Raw genomic sequence first — 16,647 nt, 5'->3', positions numbered from 1 at the left:
TAGTCATATGTGGCCGGTGAAAGGTGCTATTTGCTAACTTTGCAAAACTTCTGTGTGCAGTAAATCTCCTGTGTAATCGCGAAAACTACTGTGTAAGGCGTTATGATCTTGCTCATGCCAGAAAATGGAAGGAATAAAGCAGTGGCTGATGCGGCCAGCAAGCTCGGAATCACCGAGGGGCAGATTGCCCTTGAACTCGGGTGGGACGAGGATTGCGATTCCAGCATCTCCGAATCTATTGAGGATGTCCTTGGAGAGGATTTCCTCGATGAAGAAACCGACGAGCTTTGCGACGTCGTGCTTCTTTGGTGGCGCGCCGAAGACGGCGACCTCGTCGATGGTCTTGTCGATGCAACCCGCCCGCTAGGGGACTCTGGCCGGATCTGGCTTATGACCCCAGGAGCAGGCAAGCCGGGCAACCTCGCGCCGGGTGACATCTCCGAGTCCGCTCAGCTCGCAGGCTTGGTGCAGACTAAAGCGGAGCGCCTAGGCGAGTGGCAAGGTTCTTGTTTGGTTGCTCGCGGATATACCAAGAAATAACTTTTACCAGGCGATTTGTTAGCTAACGCTTGTGTGGGCTAATCTTATGCAAGCGTTAACGCAATGCGGCTTTAGCTCAGCTGGAAGAGCAACTGGTTTACACCCAGTAGGTCGGGGGTTCGATCCCCTCAGGCCGCACCATTGTGAAGTCTCGAGACATCGTTCCTTTGGATGGTGTCTCGAGATTTTTGTTTCCTTCAAACGCGCTTCGCACCGCCAGGCGTGGTTTCATGTACCGATGTATGTAAATAGCGGCCAGAAACCTGGTGATTCAGGCACGCTATATACACACAGAGGTACATACGCCGTGGACTGTCTTCGGTGTCCTTAATATGGGGCGCCTACGCGGTATTCTGCTCCAGCCATGCGTTGATGCCGCCGCGCAGGGAGTAGACCTCTCTAAAGCCGCGCTCGCGCAGTGCGGCGACGGCTTGGGCGGAGCGGCTGTCTGGGCGGAAGCCCGCAAATGGTGAGGAGGGATGGGTATATCCAGGCTACTCGCGTCACACTGGTTGCTTTGAGAATCAAGAGTTGCGGGGCGACCTCACCATTTGGATGCAAAGGGCGCTAAGCCGCCGTAAATGGTGAGGTCGGCGGCTTAGAAGCGTTCCTGGCCGCGTTCGCGGATCTTTTCATAAAAATCCGGCTTGGAGTCGCCGTAGCGGGAACGGCTGCGACGCGAAGGCGTCGTGTCTGCACGCGGGGTGGATTCCGCGGCGGCCGCGGGCTCCGTGGTTTCCTTGGTGGAATCCGTGGAAGGGCCTGCAGCGAGGGCAGAGTCTGCAGCAGAGCCAGGGCCTGCAGTGGGGGCAGAAGCGCCATCTGTGCTGGTGGCAGCCTGCAATGCCGCTTCTTCCTCGCGGGCCCGGCGGCGTTCGCGGATTTCGGACCACACGAAGTAGCCCAAGCCCAGCGGCGCCATGATGCCGAAGGCAATCCACTGGTAGCCATAAGACAAGTGGTTACCGCGGTCGAGCTGCGGGACCTCCAAGGCGGTCAGCTCACCCGGCTGCTCAGGCGAGAGCTGGATGTAGTCGTGGCCCAACTTTGTATCGGTAAGCGAGGCCACCTCTTCGGTGTGAATTGAGTAGACCTGCTCGTAGCCTTCTTGATCAATCGGCGCAGAGGCGTGCTTCGGCTCGTCCGCGCGAATCATGCCGACAATTGTGGTCTCACCGGCAGGAGCCTTAGGGATCGAGGGCACAGTGTTTCCTTCACCAGCGGCAATCCAGCCGCGGTTGACCAGCATGGTCAGGCCAGAGTCTGTGCGGAAGGGTACCAATGACTGGTATACCGCACCCGAAGAAACTGGACGCAGGCGCAGTAGCACTTCCTCATCAGCCAAGTAGCGTCCGTGGAGGGTAGCGCGGGACCATTCATCATCTGCGATGGCACCCTCAGAATCAACGACCTCAGAAAGTGGGCGTGGGTCCGCCTCATAAGCCTGGGCGATTAGGTGATTGCGTTCCACAATTCGGTCATCTTTGCCCAGCTGCCAGGGCGCTAGCACCGTGAAAGCAAAGTAGGAAAAGGTCACCACGAAGATGAGCAGCAGAACCCATCCCGGCTTGAGGAACGTCTTTAACATGCCCTTATCCTAGACCTGCTGCTCGCGAATCCAATCCAGCAGGCCAGGCTCTGCTGCTTCAATTTCCTTACGGGTTCGTGCGAAGTCTTCCACCGTGCCGTAGTAAGGATCCTCCACGTTGAGCTCCTCGGCATTCGGGTCGAAGCTGCGCATCAAACGAACGCGTTCCGGGTCGATACCTCGCTCGATGAGGGCGTCGCGGTGGCCGGAATCCATCGCGATGAAAAGATCCGCATCCATGTGCTCAGGGCCGAGCTTCGTCGCGCGGTGGGTTGCGCCGTCGTGGCCGCCGCTGCGCAGCTCCGCGATGGCGCGCGGGTCCGCGCCCTGGCCCACATGCCAGCCGCCCAATCCACAGGAAGAGGTACGGGCGACGAGATCTAGCATGTCGGTCTCCATGGCATCGCGAACGATGATTTCCGCCATGGGGGAGCGGCAAATATTGCCCGTGCAGACGAACACGAGGTGCAATGCGGAGGGGTTGTCCTCAGAAGTCATGGGGGTTTAGACCTCTTATAAGCAAATAGAGCGATTTCTGAACGAAAGCTAGGATAGTGCAGCAGCGCGCAGAGAGCGAAAACATAGCGAATAATGCATTAAGGAGCCTTAAGCCATGGCGCAGACAACCGTTGGTGATATCCGCCGCGTCCTCGAGGAAGCCTATCCGCCGCACCTGGCCGAAAAGTGGGATGCCGTGGGCCTTATCTGCGGTGATCCGGAAGACGAGGTGGGAAAGGTGGCCTTCGCACTCGACTGCACCCAGCAGGTTGCAGAAAAGGCAGTGGAGATGGGCGCGCAGATGCTAGTTGTGCACCACCCTTTGCTCCTGCGCGGGGTGACTTCCGTGGCAGCGGATACGCCAAAGGGCAAGGTCATCCACACCTTGCTCAAGGGCGGCGTCGCCTTGTTCGCAGCACACACTAATGCGGATAAGGCCCGCCCGGGCGTTAACGACAAGCTCGCCGAGCTGGTGGGCATCGAGCCGGGACGTCCGATCATTCCGCACGCGCTTTCCGACGCCGAGGTCACCGAGACCAGCCTCGGCTTGGGGCGCATCGGCGAGCTGCCCGAGCCAATGACTCTGCGCGAATTTACGCAGCAGGTCGCGAACGCGCTTCCGGAGACGGCCTGGGGAATTCGCGCGGCGGGTGACCCAGATGGCATCGTCAAGCGCGTGGCGGTCTCGAGTGGCTCCGGTGATTCCTTCCTGGATGCCGCTCGTGAGCTGGACGTGGATGTGTATGTGACCTCGGATCTGCGCCACCACCCCGTGGACGAGCACTTGCGTGCAGGGGGACCTGCCGTGGTCGATACTGCCCACTGGGCCAGCGAATTTCCATGGACTATGCAGGCGCGCGATATCGTGGAAAAGGCTTACAAGGTGGATACTGAAATCATCGAGCTGCGCACCGACCCGTGGACATTGTCCGTCCACGGAAAATAATCGCCTCGGGAAGACCTGCCATAAGGAGAACTAAATGAAACTGTCGAAGCAACTGCAGCCTGTCCTGCTGGAACTTGCCAACCTCGAGCGTTCCCAGGGCGTTACGGGAGAAAAGACCATTCCGGAGCAGCAGGAGTACGAAAAGGCACAGCTTGAGCACAAGCGGCTTGTCGACGCCGCCGGTTCCGCCCAACTCGCCGTCGACGACATGGAGATGGAAATCCTGCGTATCCAGGCCGATGAGCGCAAGCTGCGCCAGCGCGAGCGCGACGATAAGGCCCAGTTGGGAGCCGAGGTTGACCCGGAGCGTCGCAAGGACTTGGAGCATGACCTGTATGCGGCAAAGTCGCGCATCGCAGACTTGATGAGCGAGCTGCAGGAAGCTCACAATGAGATTCACGCGCTGCGCTCGAACCGCGACGTGCACGGTGCGCGTGTGGATGAGTCCCAGCGCAAGTTGGAAAAGCTCGCGCGTGCTGCGGAGGCGGCGCAGGAGGCAGTGGATAACCGCCCGGATCCGGCAATCCGCATTGCGGAGCTGCGCGAGCAGCTGCCTGCCGACGTCCTGGATAGCTACGATTCCGTGCGCCACGAAAACGGTGTCGGTGCGGCGGCCTTCAAGGGGCGCGCATGTGGTGGCTGCTTCATCGTGCTGCCGCCGGCAGAGCAGAATGCGGTGCGTAACGCCCCAACCGAGGTCCTGCCGCAGTGCGGCGATTGCGGCTCCTACCTGGTGCGCCCGGCCTAATGAAGCTGGTTATTTATGCCGATGGCGGTTCCCGTGGCAATCCGGGAATCGCGGGTTCCGGCACCGCTGTCTATTCCGCCGACCGCCAGCAGCTGCTGCGCGAAATCGCATATGTCGTAGGTAAAAAGTCCACCAATAACGTGGCCGAGTACCACGGCTTGCTGCGTGGGCTCGAGGCCGCGGTGGAGCTAGGCGCCGACGAAGTTGATTTCTTCATGGACTCTAAGCTCGTGGTCGAGCAGATGAACGGGCGCTGGAAGATCAAGCACCCAGACATGCAGGCCCTGGCGTTGGAGGCGCGCAAACTCATCGACCAAATCGGCACGTTCAACCTGAGCTGGGTGCCGCGTGCCAAGAACAAGGTCGCGGATGCGTTGTCGAACGTGGCGATGGATGCCGCCGCCGCGGGCGAGCCGGTGGGTTTTGTCGGCGATACTGAGCAGGCGGATCAGGCTCCTGCGGTGCAGGAGACCGCCAGTGTGGAACCGGGAGAGCCGGCCGCTGCGAGCCAGCCCAGCGATTGGATGGCCGAGCAAGGCCCGGTCACGCGTTTCATCCTGGTTCGCCACGGACAAACCGCGATGTCGGTGGCCAAGCAGTACTCAGGCCATGCCGATCCAGAGTTGACCGAGTTCGGCCGCAAACAGGCACTCGCAGCTGCCCAGGCGCTGGCCGATACGCCAGTCGATGCCATCGTCTGCTCACCACTCAAGCGCTGCCAGCAGACCGCACAGGCGATTGCGCGCAGCGTGCGCCCGGCCGGAGCTGATAAAGATGCTCTTGAGGTGGAAACCGTAGCGGGCTTAATCGAGGTCGACTTCGGGCTGTGGGAAGGCAAGACCTTCGCCGAGGCCCACGCTGCCGATGGCGAGCTGCACGGCCAGTGGCTAGAGGATGCCTCCGTGGCCTGCCCCGGCGGCGAGTCCTTGCAGCAGGTTCACCGCCGCGTGCGCAAGACCCGCCAGGAGTTGCAGGAAAAGTATGCGGGCAAGACCGTCGTGGTGGTCTCGCATGTCAATCCCATCAAGTCCTTTATCAGGCAGAGCTTGGACGCAGGTCCGGTGACTTTTAATCGCCTCTTTTTGGACTTGGCGTCGATAAGCATTGCGGAATTCTGGGACGGCGGCTCGATGCTGCGCGGTTTCAACGATGTGGGCCATTTGCAGTCACTGGGCTAGACTGTAACGCGCGAATGAGCCGACCGGGTGAACGCGTCCTTTCCGAACCAACCTCCACGAGGGGCAAGGCGGGGGACGAGGAAAGTCCGGACTCCACAGAGCACAGTGGTTGCTAACGGCAACCCGGGGCGACCCGCGGGCAAGTGCAACAGAAAGTAGACCGCCGAACGACTTCGCTACGCCTCGTCGTACGAAGATTCGTGAGGTAAGGGTGAAACGGTGAGTTAAGAGCTCACCAGCACCGTCAGTGATGGCGGTGGCTGGGTAAACCCCACTGGGAGCAAGGCATCATGGCCGGCATTTTTGCGGGCTTGATCAGGCGTTCGAAGGCTGCTCGCTTTAGCCTGAAGGTAGCTGCTTGAACCAACTGGCAACGGTTGGTCTAGATGGATGTTCACCGCCGCACGCTTGATGCGTGCGGGAAGACAGAATCCGGCTTATGCGTCGACTCATTCGCCCATTTTTCTGGAACAATGGGGTGGCATGAAACTCTATGCCGCCCCATTAGATTTCCGCTCCGTCGCCGCCGAATTCGGTGTGCCCACCGACTTTAGTGAGGAACTGTGTGCGGCGGCCGCGGCCGCGCAGGATCGTTTCGCCACCTTGCGCCGCGATGCGCGTGATATCCCGCTGGTTACCATCGACCCATTGGGCTCCAAAGACTTGGACCAAGCCGTGTGCATTGAGGCGCGCATGGATGGCTACCGGGTGTATTACGCTATTGCCGACGTCGCGGCTTTCATCGAGCCCGGCAGCGCCCTGGAGGAGGAGACCTTCCGCCGCGGGCAGACCATATATCTGCCCGATGAACCAGCGCGTTTGCATCCCACGGTGTTGTCGGAGGACAAGGCCTCCTTGCTGGAGGGCGTGGATCGCCCGGCCGTGTTGTGGACCATCGACCTCGATGGGGCGGGCGAGGTTCTGGACTTTACTTTGGCGCGAGCATTGGTGCGCTCGAGGGCGCGGCTGGATTATGAAGGCGTGCACGCGGATCTGGCAGCGGGCAGCATGCATTCCTCGATTGCTTTGTTGCCGCAAGTAGGAAAGCTGCGGCAGGCTTCCTCGCTGCGCCGGGAGGCGATTAATCTGCGGCTTCCTTCCCAGAGTGTCGAGGAATTCGAGGAAGATTGCCAACACCGCTATGAACTGGTCATTGAGCCGCGGTACGAGGTCATGGACTATAACTCGGAGATTTCTCTGCTGACCGGGATGTGCGCGGGGCAGCTGATGGAAAAGCACGGCGTGGGGTTGCTGCGCACGCTGCCTGCGGCCACGGCGGAAGCTGAGGAGGAGTTCCGCACTGAGGTTGCGGCCTTGGGCTATTCGCTTGACGACGCCTCGATTACTCAGTTCCTGCAAACACTCGATGCGGATTCGCCGCGGGGCATGGCCGCAATGCGGGAAGCGCAGCGCCTGCTGCGCGGTGCCGGCTACGTGTGGCTGGAGGAATCGCCCGCGGAGGTACACGCGGGCATCGGCGGCTACTACGCGCATGTGACTGCGCCGCTGCGGCGGTTGGCGGATCGATTCGCCACGGAGGTCTGCCTCGCGCTCGCACACGGCGAATCTGTGCCGGAGTGGGTTAGTTCGCGCGCTGGGGACTTAACTCGCACGATGGCCACGACCTCGCAGCTGGCCTCCCAAGTGGATAAAGCCTGTCTGAACCTGACAGAGGCAACCGTTCTCGAGCCATGGGTGGGCACGAACTTTGAAGCGATCGTGGTCCAGGGTGGGCCAACGCGTGAGAAAGCCCGCATCTTTGTGACGCAACCTCCGGTATTTGCGGAGGCTGTCGGGCACCCAGATACGGGCAGTGAGTCTAACTTCTCTCTGGTCAAAGCTGACGTGGCAGAGCGCGACGTGCTTTTTGCGTGGCCTGCTGATTAGTTGTGGTTAGTTCGCTGCTGTGGCTAGAAGGTATTAGCTTGCTCGCCGTCGAGCAGTGGAACCACCAGCAATCCGTCCTCGGCGAGGTCCGCTGCGAAGTTATCGGCCTTGGCCGCCGGCACGAAAGCGATGACAGACTGGGAAGTACCAGCGTGTGCTGAACGCGCAGAGCGTGCGCCGCGCACCGTGGCTAGCTCGGCAATCTTTTCCGCGGAGTGCAGGCTATAAACCGTGGTTAGTGCTTGCTGCGACTGGTTAAGCAGCGGGAAGAGATCGGTGCCGCGGCGCGAACGCAGGGCGCGGGCGAGTTCTTGGGCGCGCTCGGTTTCTTCCGAATAGAACACCAACCACTCGGCGGCTTCGGCCAAGGTGGGCTGGTTGGCCGAGCCATGGACCTTGTGAACTGCCTTCAGCCAATCCAGCACACGCTGGGATGCGTCGGGCAAAAGTCGCAACGACTCAGCGCCGAAAGCATGGCAGGCATCATCGATGAAACGCTCACGCTGGCGAATCGCGGCGATGCCTGGTGTGGCATCGAAATCGCCGGGGACGGTAACAGCAAACGCGGCAATCTCGCGGGTAATTGGGTGGGGCGCCTGGGTGACGGAGCCATCCGCGTAGTCCACGATTGTTACTGTCTCGCCCACGCCTCGGAGCGCGGCAGTGTGGCGGGCACGCAGGGCGGGGTATTCGCCGAAGGTGCCGACCGACTGGGAGCAGACATCGGCGATGCGTGCGCGCAGGGGAGCGGAGTGAAGATCTTCGGCATCACCGAGCAACGCTAACGCTACAGCGACATCTCCCGCGGCAAGCGCACCAAGACCGGCTGCGAAAGGAATATCGCTAACCACCGTGACGTCCATGCCGGCGGTTTCACGAGAAAGCAGCTGGCGGTTAATCATGGTGTGTGCGATGCCGCCCCAACGGGCTGCGAAGCCACCGACCGGAGCCGCCGGGATGATGGGCTGGCCCTCAGAATCTATTGACGGCAGCTGCTCTGCGGCACGGGATGCCAGTTCGGTGAGACTGATGGCGTCGTTGATGGTCTCGCCCTCGTGCGGAACAAGGTGAACCGCAATGGTGCCGTCGGTACGTGGGCTAACCGCTGCGGCAGCACGCATCTGCGCTAAGCCCATTATGGCGACGCCACCAAAGTGGTCAATGTGCTCGCCAATGAGCGAGAAAGTAGCGGGCGCACTAGCGCAGTGTGCTGGTTCCGTGCCTACTAGTTCGAGGTGGGCAGCGTTGATTCGCTCCGCTGCGGGGGAAGAAGGCGTGGACCACATCGGCATGGTGCGAGGAACTCCTTGGTGCTGCTTTGGGGGACTTTGGACTTTCATAGTCTAGCGTTTACGCGCCAGACGCCTATTGGGATGTGCCTGTAAAGTGGTGGCACCCCTTAAACACCCTAGTGTGGCCGCCGGCCACCGCTACCCGCAACACGGGGTGCGGACAGTAGCAGCAGAAGGGCTAGTTAAGAAAAGGAGCCTTTTATGAGCAACCCAGATGAGCAGTGGTACTACGACACCGCCACCGGCAAGGTAACCCAGGGCGCTGAAAGCGGTTGGGATAACCGCATGGGCCCGTACGCCACCCGCGAGGAAGCAGAGCACGCTATCGAGATTGCGAAGGCTCGCAACGAAGCCGCTGATGCTTACGACGCGGAAGATGACGCTTAAGACTCGATCCTATTTCTTGAGCTTCTTGCTCAGCGGCTTGAACGCGGACTTGATGGCCTTGAAGGATTCGGCATAATCGTCGAGTGCTTCGAGGCCAATATTGCGTTCACGCTGGTAAAGAAGGCCGTAACCAAAAGTGTCTTCACCGCGGCGGCGAGCGGTGTTGGCCAGCTCTAGGAGCTTGTCACGGGAAGTGACGGAGTCTTGGAAATCACCCAAGACCGATTGCATTTGCTTGCAAGCCTTGTACAGGCCCTTGGTCTTTAGGTTCGTCGCAGAACCGGCAGCCTCTGCTGCATAACGCAGCTTCTTAGCGGCCTTGCGCATGTCGTGGAAGTAATCCTCACGCTCGTGCAGCGATAGTTCTGGGTTATCCCAGTTCTTGATTGCCTTCTCATGACGCTTGACCAGCTTCTTGTACGCCTCGTTGAGGTGCATCGCCATGACCTGGTCCATGGACGGAGCTTCCTGCTTCTTGGCGGCAGCGTCCTTCTTTTTCTTCGGCGCGGTGTCCGTAGCCTCTGCTTCTTGGGCGGTCTCTTCCGAACCCGAGGCCTCAGCAGCGTCCGCGGCTTCTGCAGCTGGAGTAACGGTGGAAACTACTGTGGCGTCTTCGGTCTCTTCGGCATCATCTGCAGGCGCTTCCTCGGAGTCCTGTGCTACTGGTGGGTTGGCTAGTAGCTCATCAAGCGAATCCAGCAGCTCCAAGTAGCGCTCCGAATCGAGTGCGGCAACCACGTGGCGGTGAGCGCGGCGGTATGCGGTGCCCATGTCGCGTGAGATGTGCTCGCGCGTTGCCTCGTCCAATGTGTCGGAATCTTCGGAGGCAAGCAAGCTCTGCCAGCGTTCTTCAACAACCTCAGCGTCGCGTGCTACGCCTAGGATGCCGGCGAGAAGCTTTAGCTCAGATTCGATGCGCTCGATTTCCGGGCCAACGACAATGCCGTGGAAGGTTTGAATGTGGCTGCGCAGCTCGCGGGTAGCCACGCGCATCTGGTGGACAGAATCCCATTCGTTGCGACGGACGCGGGGGTCGTAGTCGACGAGCTTGTCACGGTTCGCCTTCAGCGCACTGACCACCGCGGCGGCAGCGGAATCCGGTTCCACGCTCGAAGTCTGCAGTGCTGGAGGAAGGGGCGCGTTGCGGATGGAATCGCCCAAAGCGGACTTCAGCTTGGACGGGGAGGAGGAAACGCGTGCGCCGGCGCCGATGAGGAGGGACGTGGCTTCGCGGATGAAGCGGCTTCCTTCATTGGTGCCTGGTAGGTCGCCGGCGAGCTCCACTTCCCACTCACGCCAGGTATGCTGACCGCCTCCTTGCAGGAAGGAGAAAGCGGTGACGTGGTCATCGCAGAATTCAGCAACCGGTTTTCCCTCGGCGTTAGCAAGAACCATCTCAGTACGGTTGTTATCAACCTGGGCGATGGGGGCAAGCGGGTGATTGCGGATAACGGAGCGAACCTCGTGGAGAAGCTCTGCTGGGACCTCGTAACGGCCATCTACTGGCTCGCCGAGCTCGGCATGAATCTCCGTTCGGCCTTGGCTGCCCGGAATCTTAATGTGCCAGCCATCATCATTTCCGCCCGTACGACGACGCAACGTGATCTTTGCATGGGTCAGACGCAGGTCTTCGGTGTCGTAGTAGATGGCAGAAAGTGCGTGGTGGTGGGTTTCAGCGATGTGGTCCACGCCAGCGAGCCGGGTGAGCTCAGGCAATTGGATGGATTCGGCGACTGCGAACTTTGCTTCGACTTCGAGGAAAGTCTTCGTAGACATGCACACACCTTTAATCAATACGTATTTAAGGAAAGAAGAGTTACTAAACGAAAGCCTACCCGTCAGCGTAGGTTAATGGGGCAGGCTTTCCAGACGTTAACTGGCGATCTGCCGCTGGCTGCTTGAGCCTATGGAATCGCCTGCAAGATGCGATTTTTCAGCCGCACTTGCACCATCGTGTACCCCGGCCCAACTACTGGCAGAAAGCGTCATTGCGGAAAGGTGAGGGAACAAGCGGTTGCGGGCTTCCTCGGAACCAACCTGGCGCTCATACAGCGCCGGGATTGCCTGCCGGGCAAGGCTGCGGCCATCGGCCTCATTGCCGGTTTCTGCCGTACGGGCATCTGCTGCTTCAGACATTCCGGTGAAGTTAGCTTCATCGAGCAACTCCGAGATGCGGGCGGCATAGGACAACCAGAAACTACGGCGGTAGGCGGCGGTCTCGCCGCGGCTGCGCGCCTGGGCCGCACCGTCTCCGGAGCGCATGTACCAGTCGCATTGGCGGCTCAAGGAATCGAAGAGCTGGGCCACATGCGCGGAATCTTCCGCCGTGCCAACAACGCAGGCGATGCCCTTTTCGTGCGCGAGGATTGAGGCGCAACCATTGTGATAGGCCACAACGCCCAGCAAACTCGCTTGGTGCTTTACATACGGGGCGTGGATATGCACGCGCCGAGCAAGGAAATCTGGAGCGTGCCCAGCAAACACATCTTCCACACGGTAGCGCTGTTGCAGGGACTGCGCCTTGGCAATGAGCGCATTCGCTTCATTCTCAAAGGGAGTGGATTCCGCCTTGCGCAGGAGGTTGTTTATCTTCTCGCGAATCTTCGCTTGCTTCGGATCAATATCCGCTTGGCGGTCCTTCGCGGCCGCGACCAAAAGCTCAGTATCACGCAGCTTAGGCAGTCGTAACAGCTCCAGGCTTAGCTTGCGAAGTGTTTCCTCCGGGAGAATCAGCGAGCCCGAACGTGGTGGCGCTAATTGCAGCCATTGCTTGCGCAGTACCGGCGAAGAAATGCGCGCCGGGACGCGTGGTGCGGCGCGATAGAGCAGGGGATGGACCTTAGGACCTAGAACGTGGAGGATATCGGCCGGTGCCCAGCCTTTCTCGGCGGCCCAGACAGCGTTGATGAGAGCTTCGTTGTGGAGAGCGCGGTGGGAGTGGTCAGTGTCTTGGTACATGGTCTTCCTTTCGGCTGTGTTCGAATGTGTGTTCAGCAAAGCATGTCGCCCAGACATCCCTTCCTCGCATCGCCCCCACCTTTTGCCCCCGAGATACTTTGCTGAAATGGTCAAACGCCGCCCAAAGTAGTGTCTAATAGAGTGCGCAATTTACGCGTGTATCGCAGGTAAGGTTTAGAGCATGAACAGCCAACATGAATTCGTCCTCCGCACAGTCGAAGAACGCGATATTCGCTTCATCCGCCTGTGGTTCACCGACATCTTGGGCGCACTCAAGTCCGTTGTCATGAGCCCCTCCGAGCTGGAATCGGCATTCGAGGAGGGCGTGGGTTTCGACGGTTCATCTATCGAAGGCTTTTCCCGCATCTCCGAGTCGGATACTCTCGCCCTGCCGGATCCTTCGACCTTTCAGATCATGCCTTTCGACCAGGATGAGCCGGAGATTGCTTCGGCGCGCATGTTCTGCGATATTGCCCAACCAGACGGCCAGCCTTCCATGGTGGATCCGCGCCATATCCTGCGCCGCCAGGTCACCGAAAGTGCCAACGAGGGCTTTACCTGCATGGCTGCACCAGAAATCGAGTTCTACCTGCTGGAGCAATCGCCGGATAATACAAATCTCATCGCGACGGACAATGGCGGTTACTTCGACCAAGCCACCCATGACCGCGCGCCGAGCTTCCGCCGTCGCTCCATGTCGGCGCTAGAGGCCTTGAGTATTGCCACGGAATTTAGCCACCATGAGACCGCGCCGGGCCAGCAGGAAATCGATCTGCGCCATGCCGACGTGATGACCATGGCCGATAACATCATGACCTTCCGCCACGTCATAAAACAGGTGGCTGCTGACCAAAAAGTCCAGGCCACGTTCATGCCGAAGCCTTTTGAACACTTGCCAGGTTCTGGCATGCACACCCACTTGAGCCTGTTTGAAGGAGAGCACAATGCTTTCCACGATCCCGACGATGAATTTTCCTTGTCCCAAACCGCCAAGCAGTTCATTGCGGGCATTTTGGAGCACTCCGTTGAGTTGACTGCTGTGACCAACCAATGGACCAATTCCTATAAGCGCTTGATGTTCGGCAACGAGGCGCCGGGCTCAGCAACCTGGGGCGTTTCGAATCGTTCTGCGCTCGTCCGCGTGCCTACCTACCGTCTGGGCAAGGCGGAGTCGCGTCGCGTGGAGATCCGTTCGCTGGATTCTGCGATGAACCCATACTTGGGTTATGCCGTCTTGCTGGCAGCAGGCCTGCGTGGCATCAAGGAAGGCTACGAGTTGGGCGATCCCGCAGAGGACGATGTCCATCAGCTCACTCGCCGCGAGCGCCGCGCTATGGGCTACCGCGACCTGCCCGTCAGCTTGGACCAGGCCCTGCGTGAGTTTGAAAAGTCGGAGTTTATGGCGGAAGTCCTAGGCGAGCATGTCTTCGAGTATTTCTTGCGTGCCAAGTGGGATGAATGGCACTCCTATCAGCAGCAAATCACCAGCTTTGAGCTCAACCTCAACTACTAGTTAGGCACTTTAAAGGATTTTGATGCGCCCTATTGCAGTTCCCTCGCCGGCCACCCTAGGCCTTACTCGAGCGACGGCAGCTAAAGATCTTGAACAACTGGGCTGGGATAATCCCGAGTCGCTAGAGCTTTTGTGGACGCTCGCAGCTTCGGGTGATCCGGACCTTGCGCTGAACACGCTAATCCGCATGTATGAGGCTGTTCCCGAGCTCGATGGGCAGCTGCGTAGCAGCGAGGAATTGCGCGTGCGCACCTTAGCTTTGCTCGGGGCGTCGACAGCATTTGGTGATCACTTGGCTGCTAATCCCGAGCTGTGGCGGGAGCTGGCCAAGCCCTTGCCCACGCCAACTGAGATGCTGCAGGAGATTCTTGGCGCAGTGGGCGCTCAACCTGCGGATTTTACCGAGGACGCGCAAGAGGAACGCCCCGATACAGCCACGCCGGATTTGAACACGGCCGGCACCTACCGAGCCGCCGCAGGGGACCACAAGGCGGTGCTTAAGTCCACCTATCGCACGCTCATGATGCGCATCGCCGCTCATGATCTTGCGGGTACGTTTTTCTCCCGCAAGGGGCAGTCTGCGCCGCAGCCGCGCTTGGAGTTCCAGGTTGTCACGCGGCTTTTGACTGCGCTTGCCGACGCCGCCCTTACTGCCGCGCTCGCCGTCGCCATCCGCAACGTCTACGGCGACGACCCCGTCGACGCGAAACTGGCAGTCATGGCGATGGGCAAGTGCGGAGCTGGCGAGCTGAATTACATTTCCGACGTCGATGTCATCTTCTTATCCGACGTCGTTACGCCGAAGATTACGCGGGTGGCCTCCGAGTTTAATCGAATCGGCTCGGCCTCCTTCTTCGAAGTCGATGCCAACCTGCGCCCCGAGGGAAAGTCCGGCGCGCTGGTGCGCACCTTGGAATCCCACGTTGCTTATTACAAGCGGTGGGCAGAGACTTGGGAGTTTCAGGCTCAGCTCAAAGCACGTCCACAGACCGGCTACTTGCCGCTCGGCGAGGATTACCTGGCCCAGATCGGTCCTATGGTGTGGACCGCATCCCAGCGTGATTCGTTTGTGGAAGATGTCCAAGCCATGCGCCGCCGCGTGCTGGATAATGTGCCAAAAGAGTTGCGGCAACGCGAGCTGAAACTGGGAGAGGGCGGGCTGCGCGACGTCGAGTTTGCGGTGCAGCTGCTTCAGCTGGTGCACGGCCGCTCCGATGAGACCCTGCGCGTTCTTTCTACGGTGGATGCGCTCACCGCCCTGGTCAGCGCTGGATACGTGGGGCGTGAAGATGGCACGCAGTTGATCGAGGCCTATGAGTTTCTCCGCTTGCTAGAACACCGTCTGCAGCTTGAGCGCTTCCGCCGCACTCACGTCTTGCCTCCCGCCGATGATAAGCAGGCCCTTAAATGGCTTGCCATCATCTCCGGGTTCACCCCGCAGGGCAATAAGTCCGCCGCCGAGCGCTTGGACCAGTACCTGAAGACCACGCGCTTGCGAATTCAGGATCTCCACTCCCGCCTGTTCTACCGGCCGCTGCTTAATTCGGTGGTCTCCATGTCCGCCGACGAGCTCAAGCTTTCTCCGGAGGCGGCAAAGCTGCAGCTGGCAGCACTTGGCTATGTCTATCCCGACCGCGCCTTTGAGCACCTGACCTCCTTGGCTGCGGGCACGTCGCGAAAAGCTAGGATTCAAGCCATCTTGCTGCCTACGCTCATGGGTTGGCTTTCCTCGACCGCAGACCCAGATATGGGCCTGCTTAACTATCGCAAGCTCTCTGAGGCCGCGTATGACCGGCAATGGTTCCTGCGCATGCTGCGCGACGAAGGCATCGTGGGGCAGCGTCTAATGAGCATCTTGGGCACCTCGCCCTTTGCTTCGGACCTCATCATTAGCGCTCCCGACGTCGTCAAGCAGCTCTCCGACGGCGCTTCGGGCCCGAAGCTGCTGGAAACCAAGCCCGAGCAGGTATCGAAGGCGTTGGTTAATTCCACCAAGCGTCATGCAGACCCCGACAAGGCGGTGGCGGTGGCCCGTAGCTTGCGCCGCGTGGAATTAGCGCGCATTGCCGCGGCGGACTTGCTCGGATTTATGTCAGTGCAGCAGGTGTGTTACGAACTATCCACGATTTGGGATGCCGTGCTGGAGGCAGCGCTGCGCGCGGAGATTCGTGCTTGGCTTGGCGACGCCGCGCAAGAGGAACCGCCCGCACGCATCGCCGTCATCGGTATGGGGCGCCTGGGCGGAATGGAGCTGGGCTTTGGCTCTGACGCCGACGTCATCGTGGTGGCCGAACCTAGCGAGGGTACAGACGAGACGGAAGCGGTCAAGTGGGCAATCGGGATCGTCGATAAGCTGCGGCGTCGGCTTTCTAAACCTTCCGGCGATCCGCCGCTCGACGTTGACCTGGGGCTGCGCCCAGAAGGCCGTTCCGGTGCCGTAGTGCGCACGATTGCCTCTTATGAGCGTTATTACCGCGAGTGGGGCGAGGCCTGGGAGATGCAGGCGCTGCTGCGTGCGGCCTTCGTCGCTGGCGATCGCAGCGTGGGGGAGAAGTTCCTAGCTATGGTCGATGGTTTCCGCTATCCCGATGATGGCGTTAGCGAAAAGACCTTGCGCGCGATTCGTCGTATGAAAGCTCGCGTGGATAACGAGCGTCTGCCGCGCGGTGCTGATCGCAACACCCATACCAAGCTGGGGCGCGGCGGGTTGTCCGACATCGAGTGGACCGTACAGCTTTTGACCATGATGCATGCCCATGATTACCCGGACCTCCACGATCCTTCGACGTTGCGCGTGCTGGACGCGGTGGAAAAACACGAGCTGATTCCGCCGGAGAAGGTTCAGGTGCTGCGGGATGCCTGGCTGCTGGCAACCGACGCCCGCAATGCCTTGGTGCTCGTGCGCGGCAAGCGCGTGGATCAGCTGCCGACGCCGGGACCACAGTTGGCCCAGGTGGCCGGTGCTGCCGGCTGGGCACCGGAGGACAACCAGGAATTCCTGGATACCTATCTCAAGACCACGCGGCATGCCCGCAAGGTGGTCGACGAGGTCTTCTGGGGTGAGGCGGAGACCTTCGAGCACGAAAATGCCTAGGCTGGGAAGGCAGAGAAT

The 16,647-nt window shown here is 60.1% G+C and carries 13 protein-coding genes, 1 tRNA gene, 1 other RNA gene and 1 pseudogene; 10 read left to right on the top strand and 6 right to left on the bottom strand.

The annotated features are described in order from the left end of the window. The first annotated feature begins 102 nt into the window (after positions 1-102). Together HMPREF2888_RS08300 and HMPREF2888_RS08295 are read left to right on the top strand one after the other, a co-directional pair. Entirely contained in the window at positions 103-540 is a 438-nt protein-coding gene (locus HMPREF2888_RS08300) for a DUF3052 domain-containing protein (protein ID WP_070497700.1), read from the top strand. A 65-nt stretch (positions 541-605) separates the two neighbouring features. Further along, a tRNA-Val gene (locus tag HMPREF2888_RS08295) sits at positions 606-681 on the top strand. A gap of 200 nt (positions 682-881) precedes the next feature. Here the strand turns inward: HMPREF2888_RS08295 and HMPREF2888_RS13295 are convergent. The 3 genes and pseudogenes from HMPREF2888_RS13295 to HMPREF2888_RS08285 form a co-directional block, all read right to left on the bottom strand. Beyond that, positions 882-983, bottom strand: a pseudogene (locus HMPREF2888_RS13295) (rhodanese-like domain-containing protein); the annotation flags it as partial. Between the two features lie 155 nt (positions 984-1,138). Beyond that, positions 1,139-2,128 carry an SURF1 family cytochrome oxidase biogenesis protein gene (locus tag HMPREF2888_RS08290; RefSeq protein WP_061923781.1) on the bottom strand — a complete coding sequence of 330 codons (990 nt, stop codon included), beginning with the start codon at positions 2,126-2,128 and terminating at the stop codon, positions 1,139-1,141. A 9-nt stretch (positions 2,129-2,137) separates the two neighbouring features. Next, positions 2,138-2,626 carry a low molecular weight protein-tyrosine-phosphatase gene (locus HMPREF2888_RS08285; RefSeq protein ID WP_061923778.1) on the bottom strand — a complete coding sequence of 163 codons (489 nt, stop codon included), beginning with the start codon at positions 2,624-2,626 and terminating at the stop codon, positions 2,138-2,140. Positions 2,627-2,741: 115 nt separating this feature from the next. Between HMPREF2888_RS08285 and HMPREF2888_RS08280 the strand changes: the two genes are divergently transcribed. The 5 genes from HMPREF2888_RS08280 (at position 2,742) to HMPREF2888_RS08260 (ending at position 7,385) form a co-directional block, all read left to right on the top strand. Next, positions 2,742-3,572: a Nif3-like dinuclear metal center hexameric protein gene (locus HMPREF2888_RS08280; protein WP_061923775.1), complete on the top strand. Its 831-nt coding sequence runs from the start codon at positions 2,742-2,744 to the stop codon at positions 3,570-3,572. 34 nt (positions 3,573-3,606) lie between these two features. Next, complete coding sequence (locus HMPREF2888_RS08275) at positions 3,607-4,320, top strand: zinc ribbon domain-containing protein (protein WP_061923772.1); 714 nt, start codon at positions 3,607-3,609, stop codon at positions 4,318-4,320. Continuing rightward, positions 4,320-5,498 carry a bifunctional RNase H/acid phosphatase gene (locus HMPREF2888_RS08270; protein ID WP_061923769.1) on the top strand — a complete coding sequence of 393 codons (1,179 nt, stop codon included), beginning with the start codon at positions 4,320-4,322 and terminating at the stop codon, positions 5,496-5,498. Before HMPREF2888_RS08275 ends, HMPREF2888_RS08270 begins: the two co-directional genes overlap by 1 nt. Before the next feature lie 15 nt (positions 5,499-5,513). Then, an RNA gene (gene rnpB / locus HMPREF2888_RS08265) (RNase P RNA component class A) lies at positions 5,514-5,954 on the top strand. 27 nt (positions 5,955-5,981) lie between these two features. Further along, positions 5,982-7,385, top strand: a complete 1,404-nt coding sequence (locus HMPREF2888_RS08260) for a ribonuclease catalytic domain-containing protein (RefSeq protein WP_061923766.1) — start codon at positions 5,982-5,984, stop codon at positions 7,383-7,385. A gap of 23 nt (positions 7,386-7,408) precedes the next feature. Here the strand turns inward: HMPREF2888_RS08260 and HMPREF2888_RS08255 are convergent, their stop codons facing one another. Next, positions 7,409-8,677 carry a galactokinase family protein gene (locus tag HMPREF2888_RS08255; protein ID WP_061923763.1) on the bottom strand — a complete coding sequence of 423 codons (1,269 nt, stop codon included), beginning with the start codon at positions 8,675-8,677 and terminating at the stop codon, positions 7,409-7,411. 201 nt (positions 8,678-8,878) lie between these two features. On the opposite strand from HMPREF2888_RS08255, the gene HMPREF2888_RS08250 reads away from it, so the two are divergent. After that, positions 8,879-9,064, top strand: coding sequence for a hypothetical protein (locus HMPREF2888_RS08250; RefSeq protein ID WP_061923761.1), 186 nt, complete (start codon positions 8,879-8,881; stop codon positions 9,062-9,064). A 9-nt stretch (positions 9,065-9,073) separates the two neighbouring features. Here the strand turns inward: HMPREF2888_RS08250 and HMPREF2888_RS08245 are convergent, their stop codons facing one another. Both HMPREF2888_RS08245 and HMPREF2888_RS08240 read right to left on the bottom strand, forming a co-directional pair. Further along, positions 9,074-10,840, bottom strand: coding sequence for a CYTH and CHAD domain-containing protein (locus HMPREF2888_RS08245; RefSeq protein WP_061923758.1), 1,767 nt, complete (start codon positions 10,838-10,840; stop codon positions 9,074-9,076). A 96-nt stretch (positions 10,841-10,936) separates the two neighbouring features. Continuing rightward, complete coding sequence (locus tag HMPREF2888_RS08240) at positions 10,937-12,022, bottom strand: DUF2786 domain-containing protein (RefSeq protein ID WP_061923755.1); 1,086 nt, start codon at positions 12,020-12,022, stop codon at positions 10,937-10,939. 181 nt (positions 12,023-12,203) lie between these two features. Between HMPREF2888_RS08240 and HMPREF2888_RS08235 the strand changes: the two genes are divergently transcribed. Continuing rightward, a complete protein-coding gene (locus HMPREF2888_RS08235) occupies positions 12,204-13,535 on the top strand; it encodes a glutamine synthetase family protein (protein ID WP_061923753.1) in 1,332 nt (443 codons plus the stop codon). A 22-nt stretch (positions 13,536-13,557) separates the two neighbouring features. After that, the gene (locus tag HMPREF2888_RS08230; protein WP_061923750.1) at positions 13,558-16,629 is read left to right on the top strand and encodes a bifunctional [glutamine synthetase] adenylyltransferase/[glutamine synthetase]-adenylyl-L-tyrosine phosphorylase; all 3,072 of its coding nucleotides are present in this window, start codon (positions 13,558-13,560) and stop codon (positions 16,627-16,629) included. Positions 16,630-16,647: the final 18 nt, after the last annotated feature.

The sequence above is a fragment of the Corynebacterium sp. HMSC077D03 genome (assembly GCF_001808545.1).
Taxonomy (GTDB): Bacteria; Actinomycetota; Actinomycetes; order Mycobacteriales; family Mycobacteriaceae; genus Corynebacterium; species Corynebacterium simulans.
Note: the sequence above shows the minus strand (reverse complement) of the source record. Positions and strands in the feature narration are given on the sequence as shown.

What these genes read in the sequence shown, in the direction of transcription:
- HMPREF2888_RS08230 (WP_061923750.1), top strand. Translation starts at nt 13,558, where the DNA reads ATGCGCCCTATTGCAGTTCCCTCGCCGGCCACCCTAGGCCTTACTCGA.
- HMPREF2888_RS08255 (WP_061923763.1), bottom strand. Translation starts at nt 8,677, where the DNA reads ATGCCGATGTGGTCCACGCCTTCTTCCCCCGCAGCGGAGCGAATCAAC.
- HMPREF2888_RS08235 (WP_061923753.1), top strand. Translation starts at nt 12,204, where the DNA reads ATGAACAGCCAACATGAATTCGTCCTCCGCACAGTCGAAGAACGCGAT.
- HMPREF2888_RS08260 (WP_061923766.1), top strand. Translation starts at nt 5,982, where the DNA reads ATGAAACTCTATGCCGCCCCATTAGATTTCCGCTCCGTCGCCGCCGAA.
- HMPREF2888_RS08285 (WP_061923778.1), bottom strand. Translation starts at nt 2,626, where the DNA reads ATGACTTCTGAGGACAACCCCTCCGCATTGCACCTCGTGTTCGTCTGC.
- HMPREF2888_RS08245 (WP_061923758.1), bottom strand. Translation starts at nt 10,840, where the DNA reads ATGTCTACGAAGACTTTCCTCGAAGTCGAAGCAAAGTTCGCAGTCGCC.
- HMPREF2888_RS08240 (WP_061923755.1), bottom strand. Translation starts at nt 12,022, where the DNA reads ATGTACCAAGACACTGACCACTCCCACCGCGCTCTCCACAACGAAGCT.
- HMPREF2888_RS08275 (WP_061923772.1), top strand. Translation starts at nt 3,607, where the DNA reads ATGAAACTGTCGAAGCAACTGCAGCCTGTCCTGCTGGAACTTGCCAAC.
- HMPREF2888_RS08280 (WP_061923775.1), top strand. Translation starts at nt 2,742, where the DNA reads ATGGCGCAGACAACCGTTGGTGATATCCGCCGCGTCCTCGAGGAAGCC.
- HMPREF2888_RS08300 (WP_070497700.1), top strand. Translation starts at nt 103, where the DNA reads ATGATCTTGCTCATGCCAGAAAATGGAAGGAATAAAGCAGTGGCTGAT.
- HMPREF2888_RS08270 (WP_061923769.1), top strand. Translation starts at nt 4,320, where the DNA reads ATGAAGCTGGTTATTTATGCCGATGGCGGTTCCCGTGGCAATCCGGGA.
- HMPREF2888_RS08250 (WP_061923761.1), top strand. Translation starts at nt 8,879, where the DNA reads ATGAGCAACCCAGATGAGCAGTGGTACTACGACACCGCCACCGGCAAG.
- HMPREF2888_RS08290 (WP_061923781.1), bottom strand. Translation starts at nt 2,128, where the DNA reads ATGTTAAAGACGTTCCTCAAGCCGGGATGGGTTCTGCTGCTCATCTTC.